Origin of the sequence: Halomonas sp. ML-15 (assembly GCF_014779595.1) — a bacterium.
Taxonomy (GTDB): domain Bacteria; phylum Pseudomonadota; class Gammaproteobacteria; order Pseudomonadales; family Halomonadaceae; genus Franzmannia.
Genome location: NZ_JACXZT010000003.1, coordinates 1 through 24,187, shown reverse-complemented (window position 1 = coordinate 24,187; position 24,187 = coordinate 1). Strand labels below are relative to the sequence as shown.

The window sequence follows — 24,187 nt, the reverse complement described above, 5'->3', positions numbered from 1 at the left end:
CCCTCTCCTCCGACGACAAGGACTCCCAGACCATGAAACTCGCTACCCTCAAACTCGACCCCAGGCAGTGCCGCGACGGTGAACTGGTGATCGTCTCCCGCGACCTGCGCCAGGCCGTCAGTGCCAGCGATATCGCCGACACCCTGCAGCAGGCCCTGGAACGCTGGACGGCGGTCAGTCCGCTGCTGGAAAAACGCTACGCCGAGCTCAATGACGGCCAGGCCGTGGGCGCTTTCGATCTCGACATGCCCTCCCTGCACTCGCCGCTGCCGCGCAGCTATCACTGGGCCGACGGCTCGGCCTATCTCAACCACGTCAAGCTGGTGCGCCAGGCCCGCGGCGCCGAGCTGCCCGAGAGCTTATGGAGCGACCCGCTGATGTACCAGGGCGGCGGCGATGCCTTCCTGGGACCCTACGACGATATCGAGGCGGTCAGCGAGGAGCACGGCATCGACTTCGAAGGCGAGATCGCGGTGATCACCGACGACGTGCCGATGGCGGTCACGCCGGAGCAGGCGGCAAGCCATATCAAGCTGATCATGCTGGTCAACGACGTCAGCCTGCGCGGGCTGATTCCCGGTGAGCTGGCCAAGGGCTTCGGCTTCTTTCAGGCCAAGCCCGCCTCGAGCTTCTCGCCGGTGTGCGTGACCCCCGACGAGCTGGGTGACGCCTGGCAGGACGGCCGCGTACATCTGCCGCTGAGCGTGCATCTCAACGGTGAAAAGTTCGGTGAGCCAGAGGCCGGGCCGGACATGATCTTCGGCTTTCCCGAACTGGTGGCCCACGCCGCCAGGACACGCCAGTTGGGTGCCGGTGCTATCGTCGGCTCGGGCACGGTGTCAAACCCCGACCCCGACGGCGGCCCCGGCAAGCCGATTGCCGACGGCGGCGTGGGCTACAGCTGCCTGGCCGAAGTGCGCATGGTGGAGAAGATTCTGCATGACGAAATCAAGACCCCCTTCATGCGCTTCGGCGACCGTGTCCGCATCGAGATGTTCGACCGCAAGGGCCAGAGCCTCTTCGGCGCCATCGACCAGCGGGTAGTGAAGTATCAGGAGTCCGAATGACCACGCTATACGGCTACTTTCGCTCCTCGGCGGCCTATCGAGTGCGCATCGCCCTGAACCTCAAGGGCCTGGCGTACCACCAGACAAGCATCGATCTGGTGGCTGGGGAACAGCGCGAGGCAGACCACCTCGCCCGCCAGCCCCAGGGGCTGGTGCCCGCACTGGTGACCGACGACGGCGTTACCCTGAGCCAATCGCTGGCGATCTGCGAGTACCTGGAAGAGCGCTACCCCGAGCCGGCACTGCTGCCGGCGGACCTCCCCGGCCGGGCGCGGGTACGCGCCCTCTCTCAGTTGATCGCCTGCGAGATGCACCCGCTCAACAACCTGCGGGTGCTGACGTACCTGGTGGGTGAGCTTGGTGCTACCGACGACGCCAAGCTGAGCTGGTACCGCCACTGGATCGACGAGGGCTTCACCGCCCTTGAGGCGCAGCTTTCCCGCGACGCTGGCTGCGGCGACTTCTGCCACGGCGACACCCCGGGGCTGGCGGATATCTGCCTGGTGCCCCAGGTGTTCAACGCCGAGCGCTTCGAGTGCGACCTCTCGAACTACCCGCGCATCCAGCAGATTGCCGCCAACTGCCGCGCCCTGCCGGCCTTCGCCCAGGCCACACCGGCGGCCCAGCCTGACGCACGCTGACCCCTTACTGCCGTTACCGCGGCGCCGTGCACAAGCACGGCGCCGCGCGTTCAGGGAGCCCCTCATGAACGACGCCTGGAAAACCTACCGCTCGGCCCCCGCCAGCGGCTCACGTCTGTTGCCCGCCGCCGAACTGGCCGTCGGCACCACTCACAGCATGCTGCTCGACAGTCAACGCGGCAGCTTCCCGCTGCTGCTGGTCGGGCTCGCCGACGGCCCCCGCGCCTACGTCAACGCCTGCCCTCACCAGTACCTGCCTCTCGACCAGCGTGGCAGTCGCATTCTCAGCCAGGACGGCCAGACCCTACGCTGTACCAACCACGACGCCAGCTTCTCAGCGCACAGCGGTGAAGGCAGCGGCGGTCTGGGCGAGGGTTGCACACTGGACCCAGTGCCCTTGGCAGTGGATGAAGAGGGCTGGCTGGTGATCGGCGAATAAACAGGCAAAAACCCCGCGGCTGGCCGCGGGGTCGAAGGTCAATCGCCAAGGGGAACGACGTGATCAGTCGTCCTTGATCACGCCGCGGCGGATCTGGTCTTCCTCGATGGATTCGAATAGCGCCTTGAAGTTGCCTTCGCCGAAGCCGTCGTTGCCCTTGCGCTGGATAATCTCGAAGAAGATCGGGCCGATCACCGTCTCGGTGAAGATCTGCAGCAGCACGCCTTCGCCCTCGGCACCGTCAACCAGCAAGCTTAGCTCGCGCAGCTCGTCGACGTTCTCCTCGTGGTTGGGCACCCGCGCATTGACCTTCTCGTAGTAGGTGTCCGGGGTGCTCAGGAAGGTCACACCGTTGGCCCGCAGCGCACGCACCGTGGCGTAGATGTCGTCGGTGGCCATGGCCAGGTGCTGGATGCCTTCGCCGTTGTACTCACGCAGGAATTCGGCGATCTGTGAGTTGTCGTCGGCTGACTCGTTGATCGGGATATGCATCTTGCCGCACGGCGCGGTCATCGCCCGCGACAGCAGGCCGGTCTTCTTGCCCTTGATATCGAAGTAGCGGTTTTCGCGGAAGTTGGCGATATCGGTGTAGAAGTTCGCCCAGACGTCCATCTGGCCACGATCGACGTTATGGGTCAGGTGATCGAGCACCTGGAGACCCACGCTGCGATCATTGGCGTTGCGGCCGGGAATCTTCTCGAAGTCGATGTCGTAGATGGTACGGCCCTGGCCATCGACCTTGTTATCGACGAAGTAGAGCAGCGAGCCGCCGATACCTCGCACAGCCGGGATGCCAACCTCATCGGCGGCCACCGGGTTCTCTACCGGCTCGGCGCCCTGCGAAACGGCATATTCAAACGCCTGCTGGGCATCGGCGACCTTCCAGGCCATGGCGCAGGCGCTGGGGCCATGGACCTTGCCGAACTCGGCAGCGGGGCTGTTCGGCTCGGCGTTGAGCACGAAGTTGACGCCTTCCTGCTGGAACAGGAACACGTCCTTGGAGCGGTGCTTGCGCGTCTCGGTGAAGCCCATCCGAATGAACAGCGCGCGCAGCGCCTCGATGCCCTCGGCGGTCGGCGCGGTATATTCGACGAACTCGAAGCCGTTGGTGCCGATCGGGTTGTGCGCGCTCTGCTGCGGGGCGACCTGTGCCGGTGCGTTCATGGGGAACTCCTCAGGGTGTTGTTATGGGTCATGACGAATGTCGTGCCCCCAGACTAGAGCCCCTGCAGCGCGACGAGCAGCGCTATTTCTTGCCCCAGGCGGGGTGTTTTCGCCTCGCACTGGCCGTCGCTGTAACACATTCTTGCCATGCACGGGAAGGCGTGGCGCTACGCCGCCCCGGCGGTCGAATTGCCTGACACCCCGTAACGAAAATTTTACACCTCACGGCAGCATCGCCCCGCTGGCCAGCCGCCAGGCCACCCAAGCCAGGATCAGGGCAATCAGCGCGTCGATGACTCGCCATACCCGGGGACTGGCCAGGCGCGGTGCCAGCCAGCCGGCCGCGGCGACCAGCCCGAAGAACCAGCCGAATGAGGCCAGGGCCGCGCCGATGAAGAATCCCAGCGGACTCGGCTGCACGGCACCGATGGCGCCCAGCAGTACCAGAGTTTCGAGATAGACCTGCGGGTTGAGCAGCGTGACCGCCAGGGTCGCCGCCAGCGCCGCACGCCAGGAAGCCAGGCCAGCGCCGCCGGCCACCAGGGCATGCGGGCTGAGCGCACGGCGCAGTGCCAATCCCGCCTGCCAGGCCAGAAACGCCGCCCCCGCCCAGCGCGCCACCTCCATCAGCAGCGCCTGCTGAGCGATCAGGGCACCGAGTCCCAGCACCCCCAGGCCGATCAGCAGCCAGTCGCACAGCGCACAGACGCCCGCCACCAGCCAGGCGTGCTCACGACGCAGCCCCTGCTGGAGCACAAAGGCATTCTGGGCGCCGATGGCAACGATCAGACCGGCACAGATCAACAGTCCATGAATCAGGGAAACCAGCACACTAAGCTCCTTTTGGCAGCATCTATTGGAAGATCATGCCGGGAAGGCTACGCTGGCCCTGACAATCAATGAAATTAATAAAACGACTGCCCGATTAGATAAGTTAATGAGAATTTCACCTGACACAGGTCATCACCATGCTCGACTATAAGCTGCTCGCCGCGCTGGCCGCGGTCGTCGACCAGGCAGGCTTCGAGCGCGGTGCTCGACAGCTCGGCCTGACCCAATCGGCCGTCTCCCAGCGCATCAAGCTGCTCGAGGCGCGTCTCGGCCAGCCGGTGCTGACCCGCAGCCCGCGCCTGGCGCCCACTCCGCTGGGCCAGCGCCTGCTCAACCATGTCCAGCAGGTTCGGCTGCTTGAGCACGAACTGCTCGAGCAGGTGCCTGCACTGGGTAGCGGAGAGGAGCGGCGCCTGCGGCTGGCCATCAACGCCGATAGCCTGGCCACCTGGTGGCCAGACGCGGTGGGCCGCTTCAGCGACCGCCATCGGGTGCTGCTCGAACTGGTAGTAGAGGATCAGGAAGTGGCGCTCAAGCGCATGCGCGACGGCGACGTGGCCGGCTGCATCTGTGACTCACCGCGGCCGGTGCAGGGCGCACGCAGCCACGCGCTGGGCAGCATGCGCTACCGCGCGCTGGCAAGCCCCGCCTTTATCGCACGCTATTTTCCCGAGGGCCTTACGCCAGAGGCGCTAAAGCGTGCCCCGGCGCTGGTGTTTGGCCCCGACGACCGCCTGCAGCATCGCTTTCTGGCCATGTACGGGGTCGAGCCGCCATTTCCCTACCATCTCTGCCCCTCGTCTCAGGGCTTCGTCGGGCTGGCCCTGGCGGGACTCGGCTGGGGCATGGTGCCGGAGCGTCAGGCGGCTCGCGAACTCGATGAGGGTAGCCTTCAGGAGATCGATCCCAGCGGCCACCTGGCCGATGGCCGGCTGGTCGATCTTTCACCGCAGCGGGTCGTCGACATCCCGCTCTACTGGCATCACTGGCGCCAGGGCGGCCAGGTACTGGATGCCCTGACCTCCCACCTGCTGTCGCTCAGCGATGCCTGGCTGGTGTCGCCCAGTGATGCACCCGGGGGCTGACGCCCTCAGGCGGCCACACTGCCGTGGGGATCGATGACGAATTTCTTGGCCACCCCGCCATCGAAGTCGGCATAGCCCCGCGGCGCGTCATCCAGCGAGATCACCTGGACATTGACCGCACGAGCGATATCGACCTTGTCGAACAGGATCGCCTGCATCAGCTGGCGGTGATACTTCATCACCGGGCACTGGCCGGTATGGAAGGAGTGCGATTTGGCCCAGCCCAGACCCAGCCGCATCGACAGATTGCCGTGCTGGGCATCGGCGCTCTCGGCCCCAGGGTCCTCGGTGACGTAGAGACCTGGGATACCGATCTGGCCACCTGCGCGGGTGATGTCCATGCAGGCGTTGAGCACCGCCGCGGGCTGCTCGTGGGAGTGATCATGGCCGTGACAGCGTGCCTCGAAGCCTACCGCGTCCACCGCACAGTCGACTTCGCGATCGCCAAGGATCGGTTCCAGCATATCGGCCATCGGCGTATCTTCGCGCAGGTCGAGGGTCTCGCAGCCGAAGCTCCTGGCCTGCTCCAGCCGCGCGGGGTTCATGTCACCGACGATCACGCAGGCCGCCCCCAGCAGCTGCGCCGACACCGCCGCCGCCAACCCAACCGGGCCAGCGCCAGCAATGTAGACCGTGCTGCCCGGCCCGGCTCCGGCGGTGACGCAGCCGTGGAAGCCGGTAGGGAAGATATCCGAGAGCAGCGTCAAGTCGCCGATCTTGTCCATGGCGAGCTCGCGGTCTGGGAACTTGAGCAGATTGAAGTCGGCATAGGGCACCATCACGTACTCGGTCTGCCCACCGACCCAGCCGCCCATGTCGACGTAGCCGTATGCCGCACCGGGACGCGCCGGATTGACGTTGAGGCAGATCCCGGTCTTGCCCTCCTTGCAGTTGCGGCAGCGGCCACAAGCGATATTGAAGGGTACCGACACGATGTCGCCGACCGCGACAAACTCCACGTCGCGCCCGCACTCGATCACCTCGCCGGTGATCTCATGGCCCAGCACCAGCCCCTGGGGCGCAGTGGTACGCCCTCGCACCATATGCTGATCGCTGCCGCAGATATTGGTGGTGATGACCTTGAGGATCACACCGTGTTCGCACTTGCGCTTGCCCAGTGCCAGTTCGGGAAAGGGAATGGCCTGGACCTCGACCTTGCCGGGGCCCATATAGACCACCCCGCGGTTGGCTTGACTCATGGCTGGCGTCCTTCGCTGTGTTGTCATTGGCGACATATCGCGCCTACAGCCTAGTCAAGCCAGCATCCTGGAACGTCTCAGGCGAGGCATCGGCATGCCTATTCCAGACATTGCCGAGCCTAGCCTTCGTCCAGCAGCGTATCGACGCTATCGACCTTGTCCTGCATACGCTGCTCGCGATCGGTACGCGTGCCCAGCTTGAGGGTAGTGGTAATACGCGGCGCCCCCATCTCATGCACCACCTCATGGCAGCGCTTGATCACCGCCATCACCTCATCCCAGGGGCCCTCTATATTGGTCCCGTAGGCATGCATCTGATGGCTCAAACCCGCTGCATCGATCTCCCGCTGGCACGCCGCGATATGCGGCGATACCGAGACACCCACGCCGATCGGTACGACACAAAGATCCACGATCACATACATTCGCTGCTGCTCCTTTCACATCACCTGATCGAATTACCGCGCTATTTGTTGATCGACTATGCTCAATAATCATGTCGTTAAACCAGTAACAAGATGTCGCCGCAAGCCCTGCCGTCAAACGTAGCCAACGCAAACGGATCAGGAGACCGCCATGACCAGCGACCCCCGTATCGGCCCCGTCCCCCTACCTGATACCCGCGCCCGTCGCGTCGTCGAGCAACTGCTGGAGGGCTCCGGCGTGACCCTCAACGGCGTCGCCGACTGGGATATCCAGGTGCATCATCCCGACTTTTTCACGCGCGTGCTCCATCAAGGCACACTGGGACTCGGCGAAGCTTACATGGACGGCTGGTGGGAGTGCACGCGCATCGACGAGATGGCCTGCCGGCTGCTGATGCACGGGCTCGGCGAGCGCGCCCACACGCCCTCGGAGCGGCTGATGTACCGCCTGCAGACCGGCTTCTTCAACCTGCAGAGCAAGGCGCGGGCCTATATCGTCGGCGAGAGACACTACGACCTTGGCAACGATCTCTTCGAGCGCATGCTCGACCCCACCATGTGCTACTCCTGCGGCTACTGGAAACGCGCAGACTCACTGCACCAGGCCCAGCTCGACAAGCTCGACCTGGTCGCCCGTAAGCTCAAGCTCGAGCCCGGCATGCGAGTGCTCGATATAGGTTGCGGCTGGGGCAGCTTCGCCGAGTACGCCGCCCACCACTACCGTGCCGAGGTGACCGGCATCACCATCTCCCGCGAACAGGCGAGGTTGGCGCGCGAGCGCTGCGACGGCCTGCCGGTGGAGATTCTGTTGCAGGACTACCGCGACCTCGACGGCCGCTTCGATCGTGTCGTCTCGATCGGCATGTTCGAACACGTTGGCCACCGCAACTACGCCACCTACTTCAGGACCGTAGAGCGCCTCCTTGAGGGCGATGGACTCTTCCTGCTGCATACCATCGGCTCCAACAATTCCGATATCACCGCCGACCCCTGGGTCAACAAGTACATCTTCCCCAACGGCGTGCTGCCCTCGGCGATGCACATCGCGCGGGCCGCCGAAGGGCATCTGTTGCTCGAGGACTGGCAGAACTTCGGTGCCGACTACGACCCCACACTGATGGCTTGGCTCGCCAACCTGGACGCCCGTTGGCACGAGATCGCCGAGCGCTACAGCGATCGCGTCCAGCGAATGTTCCGTTACTACCTCTCGGTGTGTGCCGGGGCCTTCCGCGCCCGCGACCTGCAGCTATGGCAGCTGGTATTTTCACGCGGCCGCGCCGGTCGCTATGATGCACCGCGGTAACTGGGCAACCACAGAGTGTCACTAGTTGTAGTCAATCGCTTACATCCATTGCAGGGTGACGACTCCCCCGGCAACGGCGTATATTGACCCGCTTATATAACGAGGCGCCAACGCCCAATCAATAACAAAAACCACCAACGCAGCGGAAGCCTAGCCAGGAGGCCACCCATGCCTGCCGATGACAATGTGCTGCCCGAGACCATGGAGAGTCTAGAGCAGCTCAAAGCCATGACCGAACGTATCCCCGGCATGATCTTTCAACTCTTCCGTAGTGCCAACGGCAAGCTGCGCTTTCCCTACTTGGCCGGTAACGCGACCCTGGTCCGCGACGGCGAACGCCGCCTGCTGGCCGACGATGCCAGCTACGCGTTCGGACGTATCCACGCCGAAGACTTTCCGCGTCTGATGGCCTCCATGGAGCGTTCAGCCAAATCGCTGACGCCGCTGGCCAACCAATTCCGCCTCTATCAGCCGTGTGGCGAGGTACGCTGGATCTCGGTCCGCGCCCAACCTGAATGGCGCGGCGACGGCACGCTATGGCACGGCCTGATGATGGATGTCAGCGAGCAGGTCGCCCATGAGGCGCATCTGCGCGAGCTCTCCGATACCGACGAACTCACCGGCCTGGCCAATCGCCGCAAGCTGATGTGCCGCCTCGACGAAGAGATCTCCTCCGCACGTCGCCACGGCTCGCCGCTATCGTTGATGCTGATCGATCTCGATCACTTCAAGGGTATCAACGACACCTGGGGCCACCTGCAGGGGGACCAGGTGCTCGAGGACCTGGCAAGACTCTGTGAGCAGCAGCTGCGCGAGGAGGATATCCCCGCACGGCTAGGCGGCGAGGAGTTCGCCGTGGTGCTGCCGCTGACCCCGCTGTCACACTCCCTACCGCTTGCCGAGCGCCTGCGCGAGGCGATCGCCCACCACGACTTCGGCTTCGGCGCGGGACGCGTCACGGCGAGCATCGGCCTCGCCGAGTACCGCATGGGCGAGCCCCGTGAGGCGTTTATCGAACGTGCCGATCGCAACCTTTACGCTGCCAAGCATCAAGGGCGCGACCGAGTCATCAGCGGGGCCTGAACCCGCTCAGCGGCGTCGACACATCTCCGCCGGGTGGCGCAGTTGGGCCAGCAAATACGCCTTGAGCTCGGCATCCACACCCTGCTCATCAAGGGCCGTGGCCATGCACAAGAGCCAGGCGTCGCGCTCCTCCGGCCCAATATCCAGATGGCGATGCGCCCCCGGGATGCTGATCGGTCCAAAGCGCTCGCGGTAGCGCTTCGGACCGCCCATCCAGCCAATCAGAAAGGTGGTCAGCTTGTCCCGCGACTCGCTCAGGTCGTCGAGATGCATGGCGCGAATCCGCTGCGCCTCGGGCAGCCGCGACATCGCCGCATAGAAGCGCTCGACCAGCGCCGCCACCGCCGCTTCCCCACCCAACGCCTGCAGGGTGCTGTCGCCGACGCCGTATACCCGAGGCGGATGGCTCATATCACGACTCCTCTTCGACCGGCTCGGTAACGTGAATACCAAAAAGGCTGGCCTCACCGGCGCTGCGGCCGAGCCGTTCCGGTTCCACGGTTCGGCCGTCGCGGACCATCACGTGGCCGCCCTGCCCCTGGACGCCACCGATCACGCTGCCCACCAGATAGGTGGGGAAGATTGCCGGGTCGTTCTCGTAGTTGGGATTGTGGATCAGGCCGATCATCTGGAAGCGCCCGCGGGTGTTGCGCAGCGACTCCAGCGAGTCCTGGATCAGGCGCCGGTGCGAGAGCTTGGAGAACAGGCCGTCGAGCAGGATCACGCTTTCGCGGCTGTTGCGCGCCCGGCGCTTGTGGTGGCCGGGCAGTTCACGCAACTCGCGCTCGATGGCGAACTCCGAGAGCTTGACCAGCCACATCAGCGAGACCGCCTCGCGCTGCCCCTCGGACATATCCTCGTTGAGCGAGAACAGCCGGCCGTGAGGGCGGATGGCATCGTGCTTGAGACGGATTGCGACCTCATGGAACAGCCCGCGGTAGATGCGCCGGCGGATCTGGCGCAGCAGGTCGTCGTCGCGGCGTCGCGCATCGCCGTCAGGCATGCCGCCGTCGCGCTCGGCGCGGCGCTTCTGCGCCACCTGGTGCTCATCGATATCCGCCAGCAGAGTGGTGATCAATTCTCGCAACGGCTCGCCGTCGATCAGCGCGGCCTTGACCTCGAAGTAGGCGCCCCCCTCGCCGTGGCTACGCGCCACGCGCTTGAGGATATCCAGATTGCCGGCGGCGTCGGCGATAATCGAGCTGAGGCGCTCGACCAGGGTGCCCTCGATCTGCTCGCGGGAGGTGTGCAGCCGCTCGACGCGCTGGCGATGCTCACCGAGCTGGGCATCGAGCTGGTCGTGGAGTGCCGCCAGATCAGCCAGCGCCGCGGCGCTGACGCCCTGCAGTGCACCGAGTCGCGCGCGCTCGGTGTCGCTGAAGGCGCGGCTCTGGGCCGCAGCCTCCAGCGCCTCGGCCAGCCGCCGCTCGAGGGCGCGTACCGCCTTGTCCTGGCGCTCACGATTACGCGCCCGCTCACCGAGGTTGAGCTCGTGGAGCGCCTCGATCAGGGTCTGCTGGCACGCTTCGAGGGCCGCCAGGTCGAGATCCGCGGCACTACTGCCGGCGCACTGCCACCAGTCATCCAGCGCCGCTTGCCGCAGCTCATTTGCCGGGTCGTCCTGGGGCCATACGGCGCTATCCTGCGGCGTGGGCAGCGCCGCCAGTCGCTGCGCCCAGCCGCTGGGCAGCTCGCGCACCACCGCCAACCATTCGAGAGCGAGCTGGTCGACCCACTCCATGGCCCGGCGCTGGGTGGCCAGCCGCTCGCTGACGCCGTCGCGCTCGTCGCGCTTGTCCTTGCGCCGCTGACGACGCTCGCCGTGTTCGCGCTTGACCCGCGCGATTTCACGCTCGAGCTTGTGACCACCACCGCCGGCATCGCGTACGTCGAGATAGGCACGAATCCGCGTGAACGAAAAGTCTGCGCGGCGGTTGGTCGTGGCCAAGCGCGCCTCGAGCTGCTCCTGTACCTCGGCGGCGGTCTCGATAAATTCGACGCCGCCCTCGGCCTCGAACTCGGCCAGAGCACGCAGCCGGTCGCGCTCGCCGTCGGCAAACAGCCCGTGTCGTTCGGCATCGAGATCACTGAGACGACGCTCCAGCGTTTCGCGCAGCTCCTCGGCCTCCTGCAGCCGCTCGCCGACCACGGCCTGACGCTCGGCCAAGGCATCGAGACGTGCCTCCAGCGCCTCGAGGCGCTCGACGCCGCCGGCGTTGGCAAACTGCTCCGCCGCCAGCCAGGTTGTGCCGTGGCGCTCCAGTTCCTGCTGCGCCTCGACCAGCCGAGGACGCTGCTCGGCCAGCTCGCTCTCCGCCGCCAGCGCCGCTTCGGCAGTGGCCTCAAGGGCTAGCTCACCACCCTCTTCGAGATAGCGCTGGTAGTCGTCGATGCAACTCAGCGCGACATCACTCAGGCGCGGTGCCAACGCCGCCTGGCGCTCGGCCAGGGTCGCCTGCTCGGCGCCCAGCGCCTCCAACGCGGTGACCACGTCGGCCTCATCGGCCTGGCGCGCGCGCACCGCCAGCGCGTAGACCTCGCCGTGAGGATCGAGACGCCGACACTCGACTTCCAGCGCGGCCTGGCGCTCGCGGTCAGCGGCCAGCCGGCACTCGGTGGCCTGGCGCAGTTCGTCCAGATAGCGCGGATCGAGTGCCGCCTTGACCGCCAGCGTCTCGACGCCCTGTACCGCGCCCAGCGGCGAGCGCCCGGCCGTCAGTCGCGCCGTCAGCGTCGCGGCTTCGAGTGCCGGCAGCGCCAGGCCGGCGTCGACCAGCAGGCCGGCAACGTCTTCGGCGTTGGCGTCGCCCTCGACCACCGGGGCGAACAGCACACCAGCGGCCTGGGCCAGCCATTCACGGCGCTGGTTTTCCGGCCAGTGGTCGGCGTTGAGCACTTCGTGCAGCGGCTGCCAGGCGATCTCTTCACGCTCCAGCAGGCGCTCAGCCTCGGCTTCTACCGCACGCCGCTCGAGGGGATCGCCGCTGAGGCTCTCCAGATAACGCTGGCGCTCGGCAATGGCAGCCTCCAGCGATTCGGCCTCGCTGAGCAGCCGCGGGTAGCGGCGCTGGGCGTCTCGCAGCCACTCGGCCGGCGCCAGTTCGCTGCGCTCGGCGAAACTCAATCGCGCCTGGTGCAGCTCACGCAGCTCGGCCTCGCGCTGGGCGAGGCGATGCTCGGCGTCGGCCATCTCACGCTCCTGCTCACGCAGGCGGGTACGCAGGTGAACTGGCTCGTCGTCGCCGTGCAGCTCGGCATAGCGCCGCGCGGCCTCGGCCAGCGGCGCCAGGCGTGCCTGCTCGCGCCGGGCATCCTGCTGACGCTGCTGCGCCTCGCGGCAGCGGGTCTCGAGCTCGGCCAGCTGGGTCTTGCGGCGCGACCAGAAGCCGCGTGGATCCTCGTCAGGCCAGCCATCGACGAACGCTTGCCAGGGCCCCTGGCTGTGGCTGAGCAAGCCCTGTTCACCGGCCAGGCGCTGCTGCTCATCGCGCAGAGTGGCAGCCTCATCACGCAGCTCGCGGCAGCGCTCAACCAGCGGCTGGCGCTGCTGCTCGGCGTCGTCGCGGGCTTCCTCAATCAACGCCTCGCGCTCAATTCTCTCGGCCAGCCGCTCGGCGGGTGTCTCTTGCGGGTGGCGCTGGCGGAACTCGGCGTGCCAGGCGGCGACCTGCTTGAGCTCACCGCTACGGCCGAGATGGGCATTGAGCGCGCTCCTCGCCTCCTCGGCCTCGCGGCGACTGGCCTCGGCGGTCTGCTCCGGCGCCTCCAGTTCGGCCTCGCTGAACAGCCCATCGCCGAGCGCCTGGGTATAGAAGCTCTGGTTGTCGACGAACTCGCGCTGCTGCCCCTCCAGGCGTTCACGCTCCTGCTCCAGCCGTTCCAGTTGGCCTTCGAGGCTCTCGAGGTCATGATCCAGCTCGTCGAGGTAGGCGTGGTCGGCGATCACCTCCTCACGGAAGCGGTTGCCATCCAGCGTCTCGAACGCCTCGGCACCGCCATCCAGCGTCTCGAGAGCGCGGTGGCGGGCGCTGTCATCGTTGAAGCTGAGCGTTTCGGCCAGCCAGTCACGAGCGGCGGCAAAGGCCACGTGGCCCAGGTCGCGGCCGCCAAGCCACTCGGCACCGGGCAGGTGGATCAACCGGCGATGGGCATCGACCCGCGCCCCGCGCTCCGAGAGCGCCTGGCGAACACTGCGCTCGCTGGCACCGCTGAGGCGGGCCAGCAACCAGGTCGAGACCCGCGGCCGGCCGGTATCGCCCACCGCCCAGGCGAAGCCGGACAGGGTCGCGGCATCGATGTCGTCGTCGCTGCGCTGCTGGGGCAGCCCCGGCAACCCGGCCAGGGCCTGGCCGCCGAGCAGCCGCTCGAGGCTCGCCAACCCCTCGTCGAGACGCTCACGCTCCTCGCGGGCCTCGAGCAGCGCCGTGCCGTCGGCGCTCAGCGCCGCCAGGCTGGCCACCTTGTCAGCGGTGCGGCGCTGATCGCTCTCGGCCTCGTCGAGGCGGTGGCGCAGCTCGGTGATATGAGTGCCGGAGTTGAGGATCACCTCCTCGATCAACTCCTCGCTTTCGTCGGTCTCGCCGCGGGTCGCCCCGGACAGAATCTCCGGCGCCAGCACCTCGAAGAAGAACGCCTGGTCGGCCTTCTCGCCGCCACGCGGCTTGATGGCATTGAAGATCTGGCTCTTGTCGGCGCCGCCCTCCTTCTGGAAGGCGGCCAGCTGCGCCAGCTCGCGGCGCGAGACGTGGGCGCCCACCGCATCCAGCCACTCCTCGCGGTTATGGGTCAGGCGCACGTTGCGGCTTGCCATGGCGGTCTTGATATCGCTGTTGGCGTAGAGTGCCAGCATGCCATCGGCGGTCATATGGTGAACCGGGATATCCTCGAGCCGTCCGGGATAGTGGTAGAACGACAGGCCGCTGCCGTCGCTGTAGCCGTAGAAGCCGAACACGAAGGTCTCGCCGGCGACCTCCTCCCCGGCGGCGGCGAGCATATCGTCCTGGCGCTCGCCGCCGCTGCGCGAGCGAAACTCCACGCGCAGATGGCTCCAGCTGCGCCCCTGCCCGGCCACCGTCGACGGCGAGCACTTGCGCCGGGTGCGCGAGATCAGTGAGCGGTCCCGCGACAGCAAGCCGATCAGCGCCTCGGCCAGGGTGGTCTTGCCGAAGCCGTTCTCCATGCTGATGGCGCTGGACTGGCCGCGCAGGTCGAGCAGCAGGTGACGCATCTTGGCGTCCCAGGGCGAGGCGATATCGCCGTGCTTGTTGAGCAGGTTGGCGACTTCGATACGGTTGATCACGCTCATGTGTCGGCCTCCATGCCGGCGGCTTGTTCAGGCTCTGGCAGTGGCGACTCGGCGATACGCCCCTCGGCCAGCGACTGCAGGTGGCCCAGCTGATGCACGCCGACCTGTTCACTCTCCAGCGCCCCCAGCAGCGTCTGCTGCCAGATGTCACCGCCGGCTTCGCCCTCCTCATCCGACGGCGTCTCCCGCGGCGCCTCAAGTAGGCCGGCGCGGGCCTGCAGCTCGATAAAGGCGCGCACCCGGCGGTTGAGATCCTCGCCGCGCTCATCGAGCAGCGCACGACTCGCCTCCGGGGCGGCGTCGCCAAGACTGCGCAGCGCTTCGAGCTGCTCGCGCAGCAGGTCGAGCAGCTCGCTGGTGGCGAAGGTCGCCTCCTGGTAGCGGCTGACGTCGGACAGCGCACGGTTGTAGCGGGTGTAGAGCAGGGTATGCATCAATAGCCACAGCTGCAGGTACCACTGAGCCAACTCGGCACGGCTCTCCTGGCGCAGCTTGAGCGCCTCGAACACCGGCTCGCGGGTATACAGCGGCGGCTGCTCGAGATCCGGGTCAGGTAACAGCGCATAGTAGCGTGAGCCCGGCGCGATGCCCGGATAGTCGCCGGACTCGAAGGCCTTGAGACGCAGCCCCTGGCCGGCCAGAAAATCGCGCAGCGCCTCGCGCTCGAGGTCGCTGGCGTCATCGATCAAGGCGCAGACGTCACGCTCGGAGAGCTGCCCTTCACGGGCGGCGCGGCGCTTGCGGCCGCTGCCCGGGGCGCGTTCGGCGCTGCGATAGCGCAGCAGATAGGCGACCACTTCGCCCATTTCACTCATGTTCATCGCGGATCATCCTGATCAGAGAGGCGCAGTGACGGGGTCACCGCGCCGCGGACACATCGGCCGTCGTCGAGGGTCAGCTCGAACGGCGTGGCATCGATGCCCACCGCCAGGCGGCCATCGAGCAGTTCGGTATCGACAAAGGTGTTGAGCAGCTGTGCCAGGCAGTCGCCCTCTTCGAAGCAGTGCCAGCCCTCGGCCAGCGCGGCCGGCAATGACAGCGGTTCGCGCTGGATACGCTGGCGCAGCGCCGGCCCGCGGGCCTCGAGAAAGCGCGCCAGCAGCGGATCCTCGGGCGCCGCATCGTGGTGCTCGTCGAACACCAGTGCAGCGTGGCTGGTCTCGGCGCGGCGCGTCTCCAGCAGCGGAATCAGCGGCGCCATGCGCGGCACCGCCACCTGTACGTGGAGCGGCATCAGCCGCGCCACCAGCGCCTGCTGCAGGGCCGGCGCCGGTGCACTATTGAGCAGCCCGCGGGCCAGGGCGGCGAAGTCCACCACCCCCATCGACTGGATGCGCCCCTCGGCGATATCGGCGAGCAGCTCGGCGAGCCGCCGCGAGAGGTTCTCGATGGCGGTCAGTACCCGGCCGATGGCGCTGGAGAGCATGCGCAGATCCCACTCCTCGCCGCTGGCGGCCAGCTCGGTCTCGCGCCACTCGGCGAAGCGCTCCATCAGCCGCGGCGACGCCAGCTGCGAGCGAGCGTCGAGCAGGGTGCGCTGGATGCTGGACAGCGCATTATGGTAGTGGCGCTGGTTATCGAGCAGCTCCGCCAGCTTGCCCTCCCGGGTGGGGTTCTCGCGCACCCGGCGCAGCTCCTGGGTCAACCCGCGGATCGCCAGCAGGATCTGGTTGGTGATATCCGGCACCCGGGCGAAGTCGCCGCGGGCCAATGCCGCCAACACCTTGGCAGCATCGTACTCGGAGTAGAGCAGGTCCTCGACCTGGCTGGCCAGGGTTACCGCCTGGCGGCCGCTGGCGGTCAGGCGCACTTGGCCGGTCTGCCCCTGCTTTTCGATCAGCGCGGTGCGCTTGGTGCTGCGCGAGGCCCGCGCGGCGTTATCTTCGACGCCGAGCTGGCGGAAGTGCAGCTCGCTGGGGGTGGCCAGCAGGTTGATCACGAAGCTCAGGTCATCGTGGGGCAGGTCCGGGTAGGTCTCGCGCAGCTGCGCCAGGCAGCGGGTCTGCGACACGAAGGCGCTGTTGGTGGCGAAGTCGACGTCGAGCAGATAGTCGAGCAGCAGGCAGCCGAGGTCCAGCCAGTAGCCGTCGCGCAGCCCGCGGCGGCTCTCCTGGCTGACCTGGACGAACGGCGAGCCGGGCTCGTGGCCGCTGTCGTGCAGGTCGATCAGCCGCGTGGTGGCGACGAGTAGCTGGCTCCAGGCGGTCATGGGTCTTCCCTGAGGGCAAAAGCGCCATTATGCCAAGGAGTACCCCCTCGGGTCATGAGCGATTATTATCCAGCACAACTGTGAGGGGCGCCGGGGGGCACAGCCTAGCCTGGACGGTAACCCCACCCGGGGCTGATCCGGCGGCAAGCCTATGGGGAGGCGCTGTGAACCCGTCCCTGGGCGCTACCTTGCGCCCTGCTGCGCTCTCGCATCCTGCTCCGCTTGCAGGACCGGTGCTGGCCATCCATGGCCAGCCCGTTCGGAGCGGTGCTCCTCACCCATGGCGCAAACCTCCCCTCCGGCTTGCCCCCGGCGCCCCTCATCTCGTGGTAGTTCGTCGCTAGCACCAAGCCGGGGCACGCCCAGCGGTGTAGGATAGAGCCTTTGGCCAGACAAGGAGGTTAGCCATGCCCCGCGACGCACTCGCCACCACGCTCAAGCAGGTCTTCGGCTACGACGATTTTCGACCCGGCCAGCGCCAGGTGGTCGAGGCGCTGGTGGCCGGCCGCTCGGCGGCGGCGATCTTCCCCACCGGCTCCGGCAAGTCGCTCTGCTACCAGCTGCCGGCGCTGCATCTTCCGAATCTGACCCTGGTGGTGTCGCCGCTGCTGGCACTGATGCAGGATCAGCTCGACTTCCTGGCCCGCCATGGCATCGCCGCCGCCAGCATCGACTCGCGCCAGAGCCGCGAAGAGGCCAGCGCAGTAATGGAGGGCGTGCGCCGGGGCGAGATCAAGGTCCTGATGATCTCCGTGGAGCGCCTCAAGAACGAGCGCTTCCGCGCCTTCCTGCGCCAGGTGCCGGTATCGCTGCTGGTGGTCGACGAGGCGCACTGCCTCTCCGAGTGGGGCCACAACTTCCGCCCCGACTACCTCAAGCTGCCCGACTACCAGCGCGAGTTCGCCATTCCCCAGGCGCTGCTGCTCACCGCCACCGCCACGCCGCGGGTGATCGAGGACATGCGCGCCAGCTTCGCCATCGACGCCGACGACGTCACCCTGACCGGCTTCTATCGCCCCAATCTCAACTTGCTGGTCCAGCCGGTGCCCGCCGAACAGCGCGTCCGCGCCCTGCGCGACTGGCTGCGCCCGCGCCTCGAAGGCCCCTCGCCGCAGCCCAGCATCGTCTATGTCACCCTGCAGAAACGCGCCGAGCAGATCGCTGCCTATCTGAGCAAGGCCGGCATCGACGCCCGCGCCTACCACGCCGGCATGCAGAGCGAGGCCCGCGACGCCCTGCAGCAGGCCTTCATGGCCGGCGAGGTCAACTGTATCGTCGCCACCATCGCCTTCGGCATGGGCATCGACAAGGCCAATATTCGCAACGTGGTGCACGTCGATCTGCCCAAGTCGATCGAGAACTACAGCCAGGAGATCGGCCGCGCCGGGCGCGACGGCCAGCCCTCCGACTGCCTGATGCTGGGCGGCCGCGACGCCCTGGCCGCGCTGGAGAACTTCGTCTACGGCGACACCCCGGAGCGCGACGGCATCCTGCGAGTGCTGGAGACGATCCGCGAGGCCGCCCCCCAGGGCCAGTGGGAGCTGACCCTGAACGCCCTCTCCCAGCACAGCAATATCCGCCCGCTGCCGCTCAAGACGCTACTGGTGCAGCTCGAGCTGCGCGGCGTGATCGCCCCGCGCTACGCCTACTTCGCCGAGTACCGCTTCCAGTATCGGCTCGAACCCGAGGCGCTGATCGCTCACTTCGACGGCGAGCGACGCGACTTCGTCGCCGCCATCGTCGAGGCCGCACCGCGGGCCAAGACCTGGTGCAGCCTCGACCTCGAGGCGTTGACCCGGCTCGGCGCCGAACGCGGCCTTGACGTGGCCCGGCCGCGGGTGATTCGCGCCCTTGAGTACTTCAGCGACAAGGGCTGGATCGCCCTGGAGAGCAAGCAGATGACCGAGGTCTACGCGATCTCGCGGCCGGATATCGACGTCGAGGGCCTGGCCGATGCGCTGTTCGACTACTTTCGCGACAAGGAGCGCGCCGAGATTGCCCGGCTCGAGGCGATGCTGGCGCTGTTCGAATCCGACCAGTGCCTCAGCCGGCGGCTGGCCGAGTACTTCGGCGACGACCGTGTCCCTCAGCAGTGCGGCCACTGCTCCGCCTGCCACGGGCAGGTGGCGCGGCTGCCCGGCGGCGAAGCCCCGGCCCCGCTGGATGCACAGCAGGTAGCGGCACTGTGCCAGCCGCTGCTCAACCGGATCGCCGAGAGCGCAGAGGCGCCGGCGCCTAGCGTCGATCTACTAACGCGCTTTCTGACCGGCCTGACCACCCCGCTGCTGACACGCCTCAAGGCGCGCCAGCTCGAGGGGTTCGCCGCCCTGGAGGCGTGGCCTTACGCTGAGGTGCGCGAGGCGCTGAACCGCCAGTTCGGCCACTGACGGCGGTCAGCGCCGCCAGCGCTGCCAGCCGACCATCAGCAGATGCACCGGCAGGTAGACCGCTACCGGCCAAAGCAGCGTCAGCAGAAACAGATAGAGCAGCGGGTCGAGAGTCTCCTGGTGCTGGCCGAAGGGGCCGTGCACCCAGTTGATATTGCGCTCGGCCTCGGTGAACAGGTAGGTCAAGGGCACCACGATCCAGGTCAGCAGAGTCTGCCACAGCAGCGCGCGGCGCGCGTAGCCGAGCTTGGCGACGCCGATCCCGGCGACCAGCGGCAGCACCACGTGATAGAGCGACATGGCCCGCGCCATGGGCGGATGCTCGGGGTCGAACATGTACTCGGTGCCGCCGATGGGGTGGACGCCGGTCAGCGCCGCCGTGGCGACGTCAAACGTCCATAGGCCGCCGACCAGCGCCACCGCCAGCCACTGCATCGACATCAGGGTACGATGCTCGCTCCATAGCGCCACCAGCAGCAGGAAGCTCGCCACGTTGCACAGCCAGAAGAAGTTCTGGGCGCCCAGCAGCACCACATAGCTCGGCGCCCAGATCAGGATCCACAGCGTAAAGGCCAGCTTGAGCCAGCGCGGCACACCGGCTGCCGAGGAATCGGCCATGGTCATCTCCTTGTCGGTGCGGTGCCTCTACTCTAGCAGCTCAGGACGTCTCACCCTCACCACTGCCAATGCCGTGACGCTTGAGCTTGTTGGCGATGGTGGTATGCGACACCCCGAGCCGCCTGCCGAGCTGACGGCTCGACGGATACTGTGGATAGAGCGCCGCCAGCACCCGCTTCTCCACCTCGCCGAGGATCGTGCCCAGCTCGCCGTCGAGGTCGATACCCGCCAGACCGGGCGCCTGGCCAACGTCGGGCAGGCGCAGATGCTGGGGCTCGATGGTGGCCTGCTCGCATAGCGACACCGCCTGGAACAGCACGTTCTCCAACTGACGTACATTGCCCGGCCAGTGGTAGGCGGAAAGCCGTGCCAGCGCCGCCGGCGTCAGTTGTGGCAGCGGGCAGCCGATCTGGCGCGCGGCGCGGTCGAGGAAGTGGCGCGCCAGCTCATCGATGCCGTCGAGGCAGTCGCGCAGCGGGGGGACCTGCAGCGACAGTACGTTGAGCCGGTGGTAGAGATCGTGGCGAAACAGCCCTGCCGCGCAGAGCTGCGGCAAGTCCTGCTGGGTGGCGCAGATCACCCGCACGTCGAGGAAGGTCTCCTCGTCGCTGCCGACGCGACGGAAGCCGCCATCCTGCAGGAAGCGCAGCAGCTTGACCTGCAGCCGCGGACTCATCTCGCCCACCTCATCGAGGAAGATGGTGCCGCCGGCGGTGAGCTCCAGCAGCCCCAGCTTGCCCTCCGGACGGGCCCCCTCGAAGGCCCCGGGGGCGTAGCCGAACAGCTCGGTCTCGGCCATCGACTCCGGCAGGCCGGCGCAGTTGAGGGCCATGAATGGAGCCTGGCCCCGCGGGCTGGCCAGGTGACAGGCGCGGGCCAGCAACTCCTTGCCGGTCCCGGTTTCGCCCTCGATCAGCAGCGGTGCATCCAGCGGCGCCATGCGCCGCGCCTCGCGAATCAGCTCGGCGAGCCGCGGGCTGGCCTGGAAGATCGCCTCGAAGCCGCGTAGCTCCTGGCGCTGCACCTGGTAGATACGCTCGCCGATGCGATCTGCACGGTGCAGAGTGACCACGGCCCCTGCCAGCGAGGCCACGTCATCGTCGCTCTCGCTGTGCAGCGGGGCGATATCGGCCAGGTAGGTCGCCTCCTTGAGCTTGAGACGCAGGCCGTTGACCCGGGCGTTGTTACGGCGGATCAATTCGGGCAGGTCGAAGTCCGGCAGGTAGCGATCCAGCGACAGCCCCGGCACCTCGTCGACGCGCACCCCGAGCATCTGCCCCGCGGCGCGGTTGGCGGCGACGATGCGCCCCTCCATATCGATCGACATCACCGGATCGGAGAGCGACGACAGCAGTGCATCGAGCTCAAGATGACGGCGCTCGCTGGGCATCAGGTTGACGCGCTTGACGCTGAACACTCCAGGGACGGTTTCCAGGGTCGGTTTCAGCGTGGCCAGCTGGGCATTGAGCAGCCGCGGCAGGAACAGATAGATGGTATTGCCGTGATCACCGCCCACTTCGCCGCGGGCCACGTTGACGCCGTAGTCAGCGAAGTGCGAGACGATATCGCGCAGGATACCGATACGGTTCTGGCAGTGAATCTTGAGACGCATTCGGGCTCCTTGAACGCCACAGCGGGCTGCCGCTGACGTTAGCGTCAAGCTGGCGTGACTGTAGTGTCAACGTAGCGTGACAGTTACCCTCGACTCAAGGTGCTGAGCACGTGATGTAGCGCTTTTACAGCGGCTAAGCACGCCTTCTCGTAACATTTTCTTTACGCCGCCCGGCACACATGCTGCCCGCCTCGCCCGATTGGCCCCTACCCGGAACTTCATGCTGCGCCGACACTGACATGGATTCCCATGCTCACAATAACCACAACCTCAGGGAGAGCCTGCCATGACCCAGCAGAAAAGCGCCAAGGCTAGCCAGTACCAGGCCCGCATGCCGGATGAGAGCGGCTATATAGAATACAGTGACCAGGAGCACGCCACCTGGCAGACGCTGTTCGAACGTCAGACCTCGATCATCGACGGTCGTGTATGCCAGGAGTATATCGACGGCCTCGAACGTCTGCGGCTGCCCCATGATCGGATTCCCCAGCTGGCCGACGTGGATCGCGTGCTGGAGGCGGCCACCGGCTGGCGCACCGCCCAGGTACCGGCCCTGATTCCTTTCGACACCTTCTTCGAGCTGCTCGCCAGCCGCCGCTTTCCGGTAGCGACCTTCATCCGCACACCGGAAGAGCTCGACTATCTGAAGGAGCCGGACATCTTCCACGAGATCTTCGGCCACTGCCCGATGCTCACCAACCCGGACTTCGCCGAATTTACCGCTACCTATGGCCAGTTGGGCCTGGCAGCCACCCCCAAGCAGCGGGTCTATCTCGCCAGGCTCTACTGGTTGACCGTGGAGTTCGGCCTGGTCGATACGCCCCAGGGCCGGCGCATCTATGGCGGCGGCATCATCTCCTCACCCAAGGAGACCTTTCACGCCCTCTCAGAGACACCCGAGCACCACCCCTTCGACCCCGTCGATGCGCTGCGCACGCCATATCGCATCGATATTCTGCAGCCGCTCTACTATGTGCTTGACGATCTGCACCGGCTGCACGACCTTTCACGTCAGGACATCATGGCAATGGTCGAACAGGCCATGACGCTTGGCCTGTTCGAGCCCAAGTTTCCGCCCAAGGCCGCTTGAGGCATGACGCCTACCTCTACACCCCCCAATAGCCAACCAGGAGACCCCATGAGCGATCTTTCACAACAGCAGTGCGAAGCCTGCAGCTGGGATGCCCCCCACGTCACCGAGGCCGAGATCAGCGAGTATCGCCAGGCCATTCCCGAGTGGCAGATCATGGAGCGCGATGGCATCATGCAGTTGGAGCGTGTGTTCACGTTCCGCAACTTCAAGCAGGCCCTGGCGTTCACCAATCGCGTAGGCGACATCGCCGAGGAAGCCGGCCACCATCCGGCACTCCTGACCGAGTGGGGAAAGGTCACCGTGACCTGGTGGTCCCACGAGATGAAGGGCCTGCACAAGAACGATTTCATTCTTGCCGCCAGAACCGACGAGGTAGCCGAGTAAATGTTCGAGCAGATTCAGCGGGTCCCCGGGGATGCCATCCTCGGGCTGATCGAGGCCTTCAATCAGGACACCAATCCTAACAAGGTCGACCTTGGGGTCGGGGTCTATCGTGATGCCAAGGGCAACACGCCAGTGATGCGGGCCGTCAAGAAAGCCGAGGCGCTGCTGCTCGACAACCAGACCACCAAGACCTATATCGGGTCGCATGGTGATCCGCGCTACGGTCAGGTCATTCAGCCGCTGATCTTCGGCGCCGACTCGCCGGTGCTCGAGGCGCGCCGCGCCAGTGTCACCCAATCCCCGGGGGGCACCGGTGCGCTGCGCCTGGCGGCGGACTTCATCAAGACCCAGTTGCCCGGCAAGGGCATCTGGGTCAGCGACCCGACCTGGCCCAACCATCTGGGCATCTTCACTGCCGCGGGCCTCGAGCTGAGCAAGTATCCCTATGTGGATGCCGACAACCGCCTCGACTTCGACGGCATGCTGGCGGCGATCAAACAGATCCCGGTGGGCGACGTGGTGGTGCTGCACGCCTGCTGCCACAACCCCTCCGGCTTCGACCTCTCCCAGGCCCAGTGGCGCGAGGTACTCAGCGTGGTGCAGGAGCGCGAGCTTCTGCCGCTGATCGACTTCGCCTACCAGGGCTTTGGCGACGGCCTCGACGAGGACGCCTTCGGCGTGCGGCTGTTTGCCGAAACCCTCGATGAATTGCTGATCACCAGCTCCTGCTCGAAAAACTTCGGCATCTACAGCGAGCGTACCGGCGCGCTGATCGCCGTGGCCAAGAATGCCGAGCAGATGGAGAACGTTCGCTCGCAGATGGCCATCGTGGCCCGTGAGAACTACTCCAACCCGCCCTCCCACGGCGGTGCGGTAGTGACCGAGATTCTCGAGTCGGCAGAACTCGCCGCCCTGTGGCGCGAGGAATTGACCGAGATGCGCAGCCGCATCAACGGCCTACGTCAGGATTTCGTCGCCGCCCTCAAGCCCTACGGGCTCGACGCCAAATACGCCTGCATCGCCGAGCAGCGCGGCATGTTCTCCTATACCGGTTTGACCCCGACCCAGGTCGACCGCCTGCGCGACGAGTTCGGCATCTACATGGTGCGCTCAGGGCGAGCCAACGTGGCCGGCTTCTCTACCGAGAAGCTCGAGTACCTGGCCAAGGCGATCGCTGCGGTCAACTGAGCCGGCCAGCCTCCGGCTATCTCTCCAGCAAAGCGCCCGGGATCTGAACTGACCCCCAATCGTTGGACGGTTAGTTCTCTTAACCGGCGACCATGGCCTGAGTCCTGTATTGCACTGGGCTCAGGCCTTTTAGTCTCTGCTTGATCCGTTGATG

At 66.4% G+C, this 24,187-nt stretch carries 21 protein-coding genes; 10 read left to right on the top strand and 11 right to left on the bottom strand.

Annotated features, from left to right (window positions below):
• Positions 1-32: 32 nt before the first annotated feature.
• From IEI94_RS03730 to IEI94_RS03720, 3 genes are all read left to right on the top strand, one after another.
• Positions 33-1,067, top strand: coding sequence for a fumarylacetoacetate hydrolase family protein (locus IEI94_RS03730; protein WP_191165719.1), 1,035 nt, complete (start codon positions 33-35; stop codon positions 1,065-1,067).
• Positions 1,064-1,708, top strand: a complete 645-nt coding sequence (gene maiA / locus IEI94_RS03725; protein WP_191165717.1) for a maleylacetoacetate isomerase — start codon at positions 1,064-1,066, stop codon at positions 1,706-1,708. Before IEI94_RS03730 ends, maiA begins: the two co-directional genes overlap by 4 nt.
• A 64-nt stretch (positions 1,709-1,772) precedes the next feature.
• Positions 1,773-2,147, top strand: a complete 375-nt coding sequence (locus tag IEI94_RS03720) for a Rieske (2Fe-2S) protein (RefSeq protein WP_191165715.1) — start codon at positions 1,773-1,775, stop codon at positions 2,145-2,147.
• Positions 2,148-2,210: 63 nt separating this feature from the next.
• On the opposite strand, the gene hppD is transcribed toward IEI94_RS03720, so the two are convergent.
• Positions 2,211-3,311 (bottom strand): 4-hydroxyphenylpyruvate dioxygenase, encoded by a 1,101-nt coding sequence (gene hppD, locus IEI94_RS03715; RefSeq protein ID WP_191165713.1) that lies wholly within the window; start codon positions 3,309-3,311, stop codon positions 2,211-2,213.
• Between the two features lie 222 nt (positions 3,312-3,533).
• Positions 3,534-4,142 carry a LysE/ArgO family amino acid transporter gene (locus IEI94_RS03710; RefSeq protein WP_191165711.1) on the bottom strand — a complete coding sequence of 203 codons (609 nt, stop codon included), beginning with the start codon at positions 4,140-4,142 and terminating at the stop codon, positions 3,534-3,536.
• Between the two features lie 137 nt (positions 4,143-4,279).
• Between IEI94_RS03710 and IEI94_RS03705 the strand changes: the two genes are divergently transcribed.
• A complete protein-coding gene (locus tag IEI94_RS03705) occupies positions 4,280-5,227 on the top strand; it encodes a LysR family transcriptional regulator ArgP (protein WP_191165709.1) in 948 nt (315 codons plus the stop codon).
• A gap of 5 nt (positions 5,228-5,232) precedes the next feature.
• On the opposite strand, the gene fdhA is transcribed toward IEI94_RS03705, so the two are convergent.
• On the bottom strand, positions 5,233-6,426 hold the full coding sequence (gene fdhA / locus IEI94_RS03700; protein WP_191165707.1) for a formaldehyde dehydrogenase, glutathione-independent: 1,194 nt from the start codon (positions 6,424-6,426) through the stop codon (positions 5,233-5,235).
• A 119-nt stretch (positions 6,427-6,545) separates the two neighbouring features.
• Positions 6,546-6,851, bottom strand: coding sequence for an MTH1187 family thiamine-binding protein (locus tag IEI94_RS03695; RefSeq protein ID WP_191165705.1), 306 nt, complete (start codon positions 6,849-6,851; stop codon positions 6,546-6,548).
• A 151-nt stretch (positions 6,852-7,002) separates the two neighbouring features.
• Here IEI94_RS03695 and cfa point away from each other — a divergent pair, with 151 nt between their 5' ends.
• A complete protein-coding gene (gene cfa, locus IEI94_RS03690; RefSeq protein WP_191165703.1) occupies positions 7,003-8,154 on the top strand; it encodes a cyclopropane fatty acyl phospholipid synthase in 1,152 nt (383 codons plus the stop codon).
• A gap of 168 nt (positions 8,155-8,322) precedes the next feature.
• The gene (locus tag IEI94_RS03685; protein WP_191165701.1) at positions 8,323-9,237 is read left to right on the top strand and encodes a sensor domain-containing diguanylate cyclase; all 915 of its coding nucleotides are present in this window, start codon (positions 8,323-8,325) and stop codon (positions 9,235-9,237) included.
• 6 nt (positions 9,238-9,243) lie between these two features.
• Here the strand turns inward: IEI94_RS03685 and IEI94_RS03680 are convergent, their stop codons facing one another.
• From IEI94_RS03680 to IEI94_RS03665, 4 genes are read right to left on the bottom strand one after another with little or no spacing between them, the layout of a single operon-like run.
• Positions 9,244-9,648 carry a group II truncated hemoglobin gene (locus IEI94_RS03680; RefSeq protein ID WP_191165699.1) on the bottom strand — a complete coding sequence of 135 codons (405 nt, stop codon included), beginning with the start codon at positions 9,646-9,648 and terminating at the stop codon, positions 9,244-9,246.
• Position 9,649: 1 nt separating this feature from the next.
• Positions 9,650-14,542 carry a hypothetical protein gene (locus IEI94_RS03675; protein ID WP_191165697.1) on the bottom strand — a complete coding sequence of 1,631 codons (4,893 nt, stop codon included), beginning with the start codon at positions 14,540-14,542 and terminating at the stop codon, positions 9,650-9,652.
• A complete protein-coding gene (locus tag IEI94_RS03670; protein WP_191165695.1) occupies positions 14,539-15,363 on the bottom strand; it encodes a hypothetical protein in 825 nt (274 codons plus the stop codon). The genes IEI94_RS03675 and IEI94_RS03670 overlap by 4 nt, the downstream gene beginning before the upstream one ends.
• On the bottom strand, positions 15,360-16,751 hold the full coding sequence (locus IEI94_RS03665) for a hypothetical protein (protein ID WP_191165693.1): 1,392 nt from the start codon (positions 16,749-16,751) through the stop codon (positions 15,360-15,362). Before IEI94_RS03665 ends, IEI94_RS03670 begins: the two co-directional genes overlap by 4 nt.
• Positions 16,752-17,158: 407 nt before the next feature.
• Here IEI94_RS03665 and IEI94_RS03660 point away from each other — a divergent pair, with 407 nt between their 5' ends.
• Positions 17,159-19,138 (top strand): ATP-dependent DNA helicase RecQ, encoded by a 1,980-nt coding sequence (locus tag IEI94_RS03660; protein WP_191165691.1) that lies wholly within the window; start codon positions 17,159-17,161, stop codon positions 19,136-19,138.
• 6 nt (positions 19,139-19,144) lie between these two features.
• On the opposite strand, the gene IEI94_RS03655 is transcribed toward IEI94_RS03660, so the two are convergent.
• Positions 19,145-19,756: a hypothetical protein gene (locus IEI94_RS03655; protein ID WP_191165689.1), complete on the bottom strand. Its 612-nt coding sequence runs from the start codon at positions 19,754-19,756 to the stop codon at positions 19,145-19,147.
• A 40-nt stretch (positions 19,757-19,796) separates the two neighbouring features.
• Positions 19,797-21,368 carry a sigma-54-dependent transcriptional regulator gene (locus IEI94_RS03650; protein WP_191165688.1) on the bottom strand — a complete coding sequence of 524 codons (1,572 nt, stop codon included), beginning with the start codon at positions 21,366-21,368 and terminating at the stop codon, positions 19,797-19,799.
• Positions 21,369-21,654: 286 nt separating this feature from the next.
• On the opposite strand from IEI94_RS03650, the gene phhA reads away from it, so the two are divergent.
• The 3 genes from phhA to IEI94_RS03635 are packed head-to-tail and all read left to right on the top strand — an operon-like array spanning position 21,655 to position 24,033.
• Positions 21,655-22,458, top strand: a complete 804-nt coding sequence (gene phhA, locus IEI94_RS03645) for a phenylalanine 4-monooxygenase (RefSeq protein WP_191165685.1) — start codon at positions 21,655-21,657, stop codon at positions 22,456-22,458.
• 48 nt (positions 22,459-22,506) lie between these two features.
• The gene (locus IEI94_RS03640) at positions 22,507-22,845 is read left to right on the top strand and encodes a 4a-hydroxytetrahydrobiopterin dehydratase (RefSeq protein ID WP_089660087.1); all 339 of its coding nucleotides are present in this window, start codon (positions 22,507-22,509) and stop codon (positions 22,843-22,845) included.
• A complete protein-coding gene (locus IEI94_RS03635) occupies positions 22,846-24,033 on the top strand; it encodes an amino acid aminotransferase (protein WP_191165683.1) in 1,188 nt (395 codons plus the stop codon).
• Between the two features lie 79 nt (positions 24,034-24,112).
• On the opposite strand, the gene IEI94_RS22930 is transcribed toward IEI94_RS03635, so the two are convergent.
• Positions 24,113-24,187, bottom strand: a 75-nt coding sequence (locus IEI94_RS22930; protein WP_412030898.1) for an IS3 family transposase, incomplete at its 5' end; no start/stop codon positions are given.

Excerpts from the sequence above, each read along its gene's own strand:
- IEI94_RS03730 (WP_191165719.1), top strand. The coding sequence starts at position 33 with ATGAAACTCGCTACCCTCAAACTCGACCCCAGGCAGTGCCGCGACGGT.
- maiA (WP_191165717.1), top strand. The coding sequence starts at position 1,064 with ATGACCACGCTATACGGCTACTTTCGCTCCTCGGCGGCCTATCGAGTG.
- IEI94_RS03720 (WP_191165715.1), top strand. The coding sequence starts at position 1,773 with ATGAACGACGCCTGGAAAACCTACCGCTCGGCCCCCGCCAGCGGCTCA.
- hppD (WP_191165713.1), bottom strand. The coding sequence starts at position 3,311 with ATGAACGCACCGGCACAGGTCGCCCCGCAGCAGAGCGCGCACAACCCG.
- IEI94_RS03705 (WP_191165709.1), top strand. The coding sequence starts at position 4,280 with ATGCTCGACTATAAGCTGCTCGCCGCGCTGGCCGCGGTCGTCGACCAG.
- fdhA (WP_191165707.1), bottom strand. The coding sequence starts at position 6,426 with ATGAGTCAAGCCAACCGCGGGGTGGTCTATATGGGCCCCGGCAAGGTC.
- IEI94_RS03695 (WP_191165705.1), bottom strand. The coding sequence starts at position 6,851 with ATGTATGTGATCGTGGATCTTTGTGTCGTACCGATCGGCGTGGGTGTC.
- cfa (WP_191165703.1), top strand. The coding sequence starts at position 7,003 with ATGACCAGCGACCCCCGTATCGGCCCCGTCCCCCTACCTGATACCCGC.
- IEI94_RS03685 (WP_191165701.1), top strand. The coding sequence starts at position 8,323 with ATGCCTGCCGATGACAATGTGCTGCCCGAGACCATGGAGAGTCTAGAG.
- IEI94_RS03680 (WP_191165699.1), bottom strand. The coding sequence starts at position 9,648 with ATGAGCCATCCGCCTCGGGTATACGGCGTCGGCGACAGCACCCTGCAG.
- IEI94_RS03675 (WP_191165697.1), bottom strand. The coding sequence starts at position 14,542 with ATGAGCGTGATCAACCGTATCGAAGTCGCCAACCTGCTCAACAAGCAC.
- IEI94_RS03670 (WP_191165695.1), bottom strand. The coding sequence starts at position 15,363 with ATGAACATGAGTGAAATGGGCGAAGTGGTCGCCTATCTGCTGCGCTAT.
- IEI94_RS03665 (WP_191165693.1), bottom strand. The coding sequence starts at position 16,751 with ATGACCGCCTGGAGCCAGCTACTCGTCGCCACCACGCGGCTGATCGAC.
- IEI94_RS03660 (WP_191165691.1), top strand. The coding sequence starts at position 17,159 with ATGCCCCGCGACGCACTCGCCACCACGCTCAAGCAGGTCTTCGGCTAC.
- IEI94_RS03655 (WP_191165689.1), bottom strand. The coding sequence starts at position 19,756 with ATGGCCGATTCCTCGGCAGCCGGTGTGCCGCGCTGGCTCAAGCTGGCC.
- IEI94_RS03650 (WP_191165688.1), bottom strand. The coding sequence starts at position 21,368 with ATGCGTCTCAAGATTCACTGCCAGAACCGTATCGGTATCCTGCGCGAT.
- phhA (WP_191165685.1), top strand. The coding sequence starts at position 21,655 with ATGACCCAGCAGAAAAGCGCCAAGGCTAGCCAGTACCAGGCCCGCATG.
- IEI94_RS03640 (WP_089660087.1), top strand. The coding sequence starts at position 22,507 with ATGAGCGATCTTTCACAACAGCAGTGCGAAGCCTGCAGCTGGGATGCC.
- IEI94_RS03635 (WP_191165683.1), top strand. The coding sequence starts at position 22,846 with ATGTTCGAGCAGATTCAGCGGGTCCCCGGGGATGCCATCCTCGGGCTG.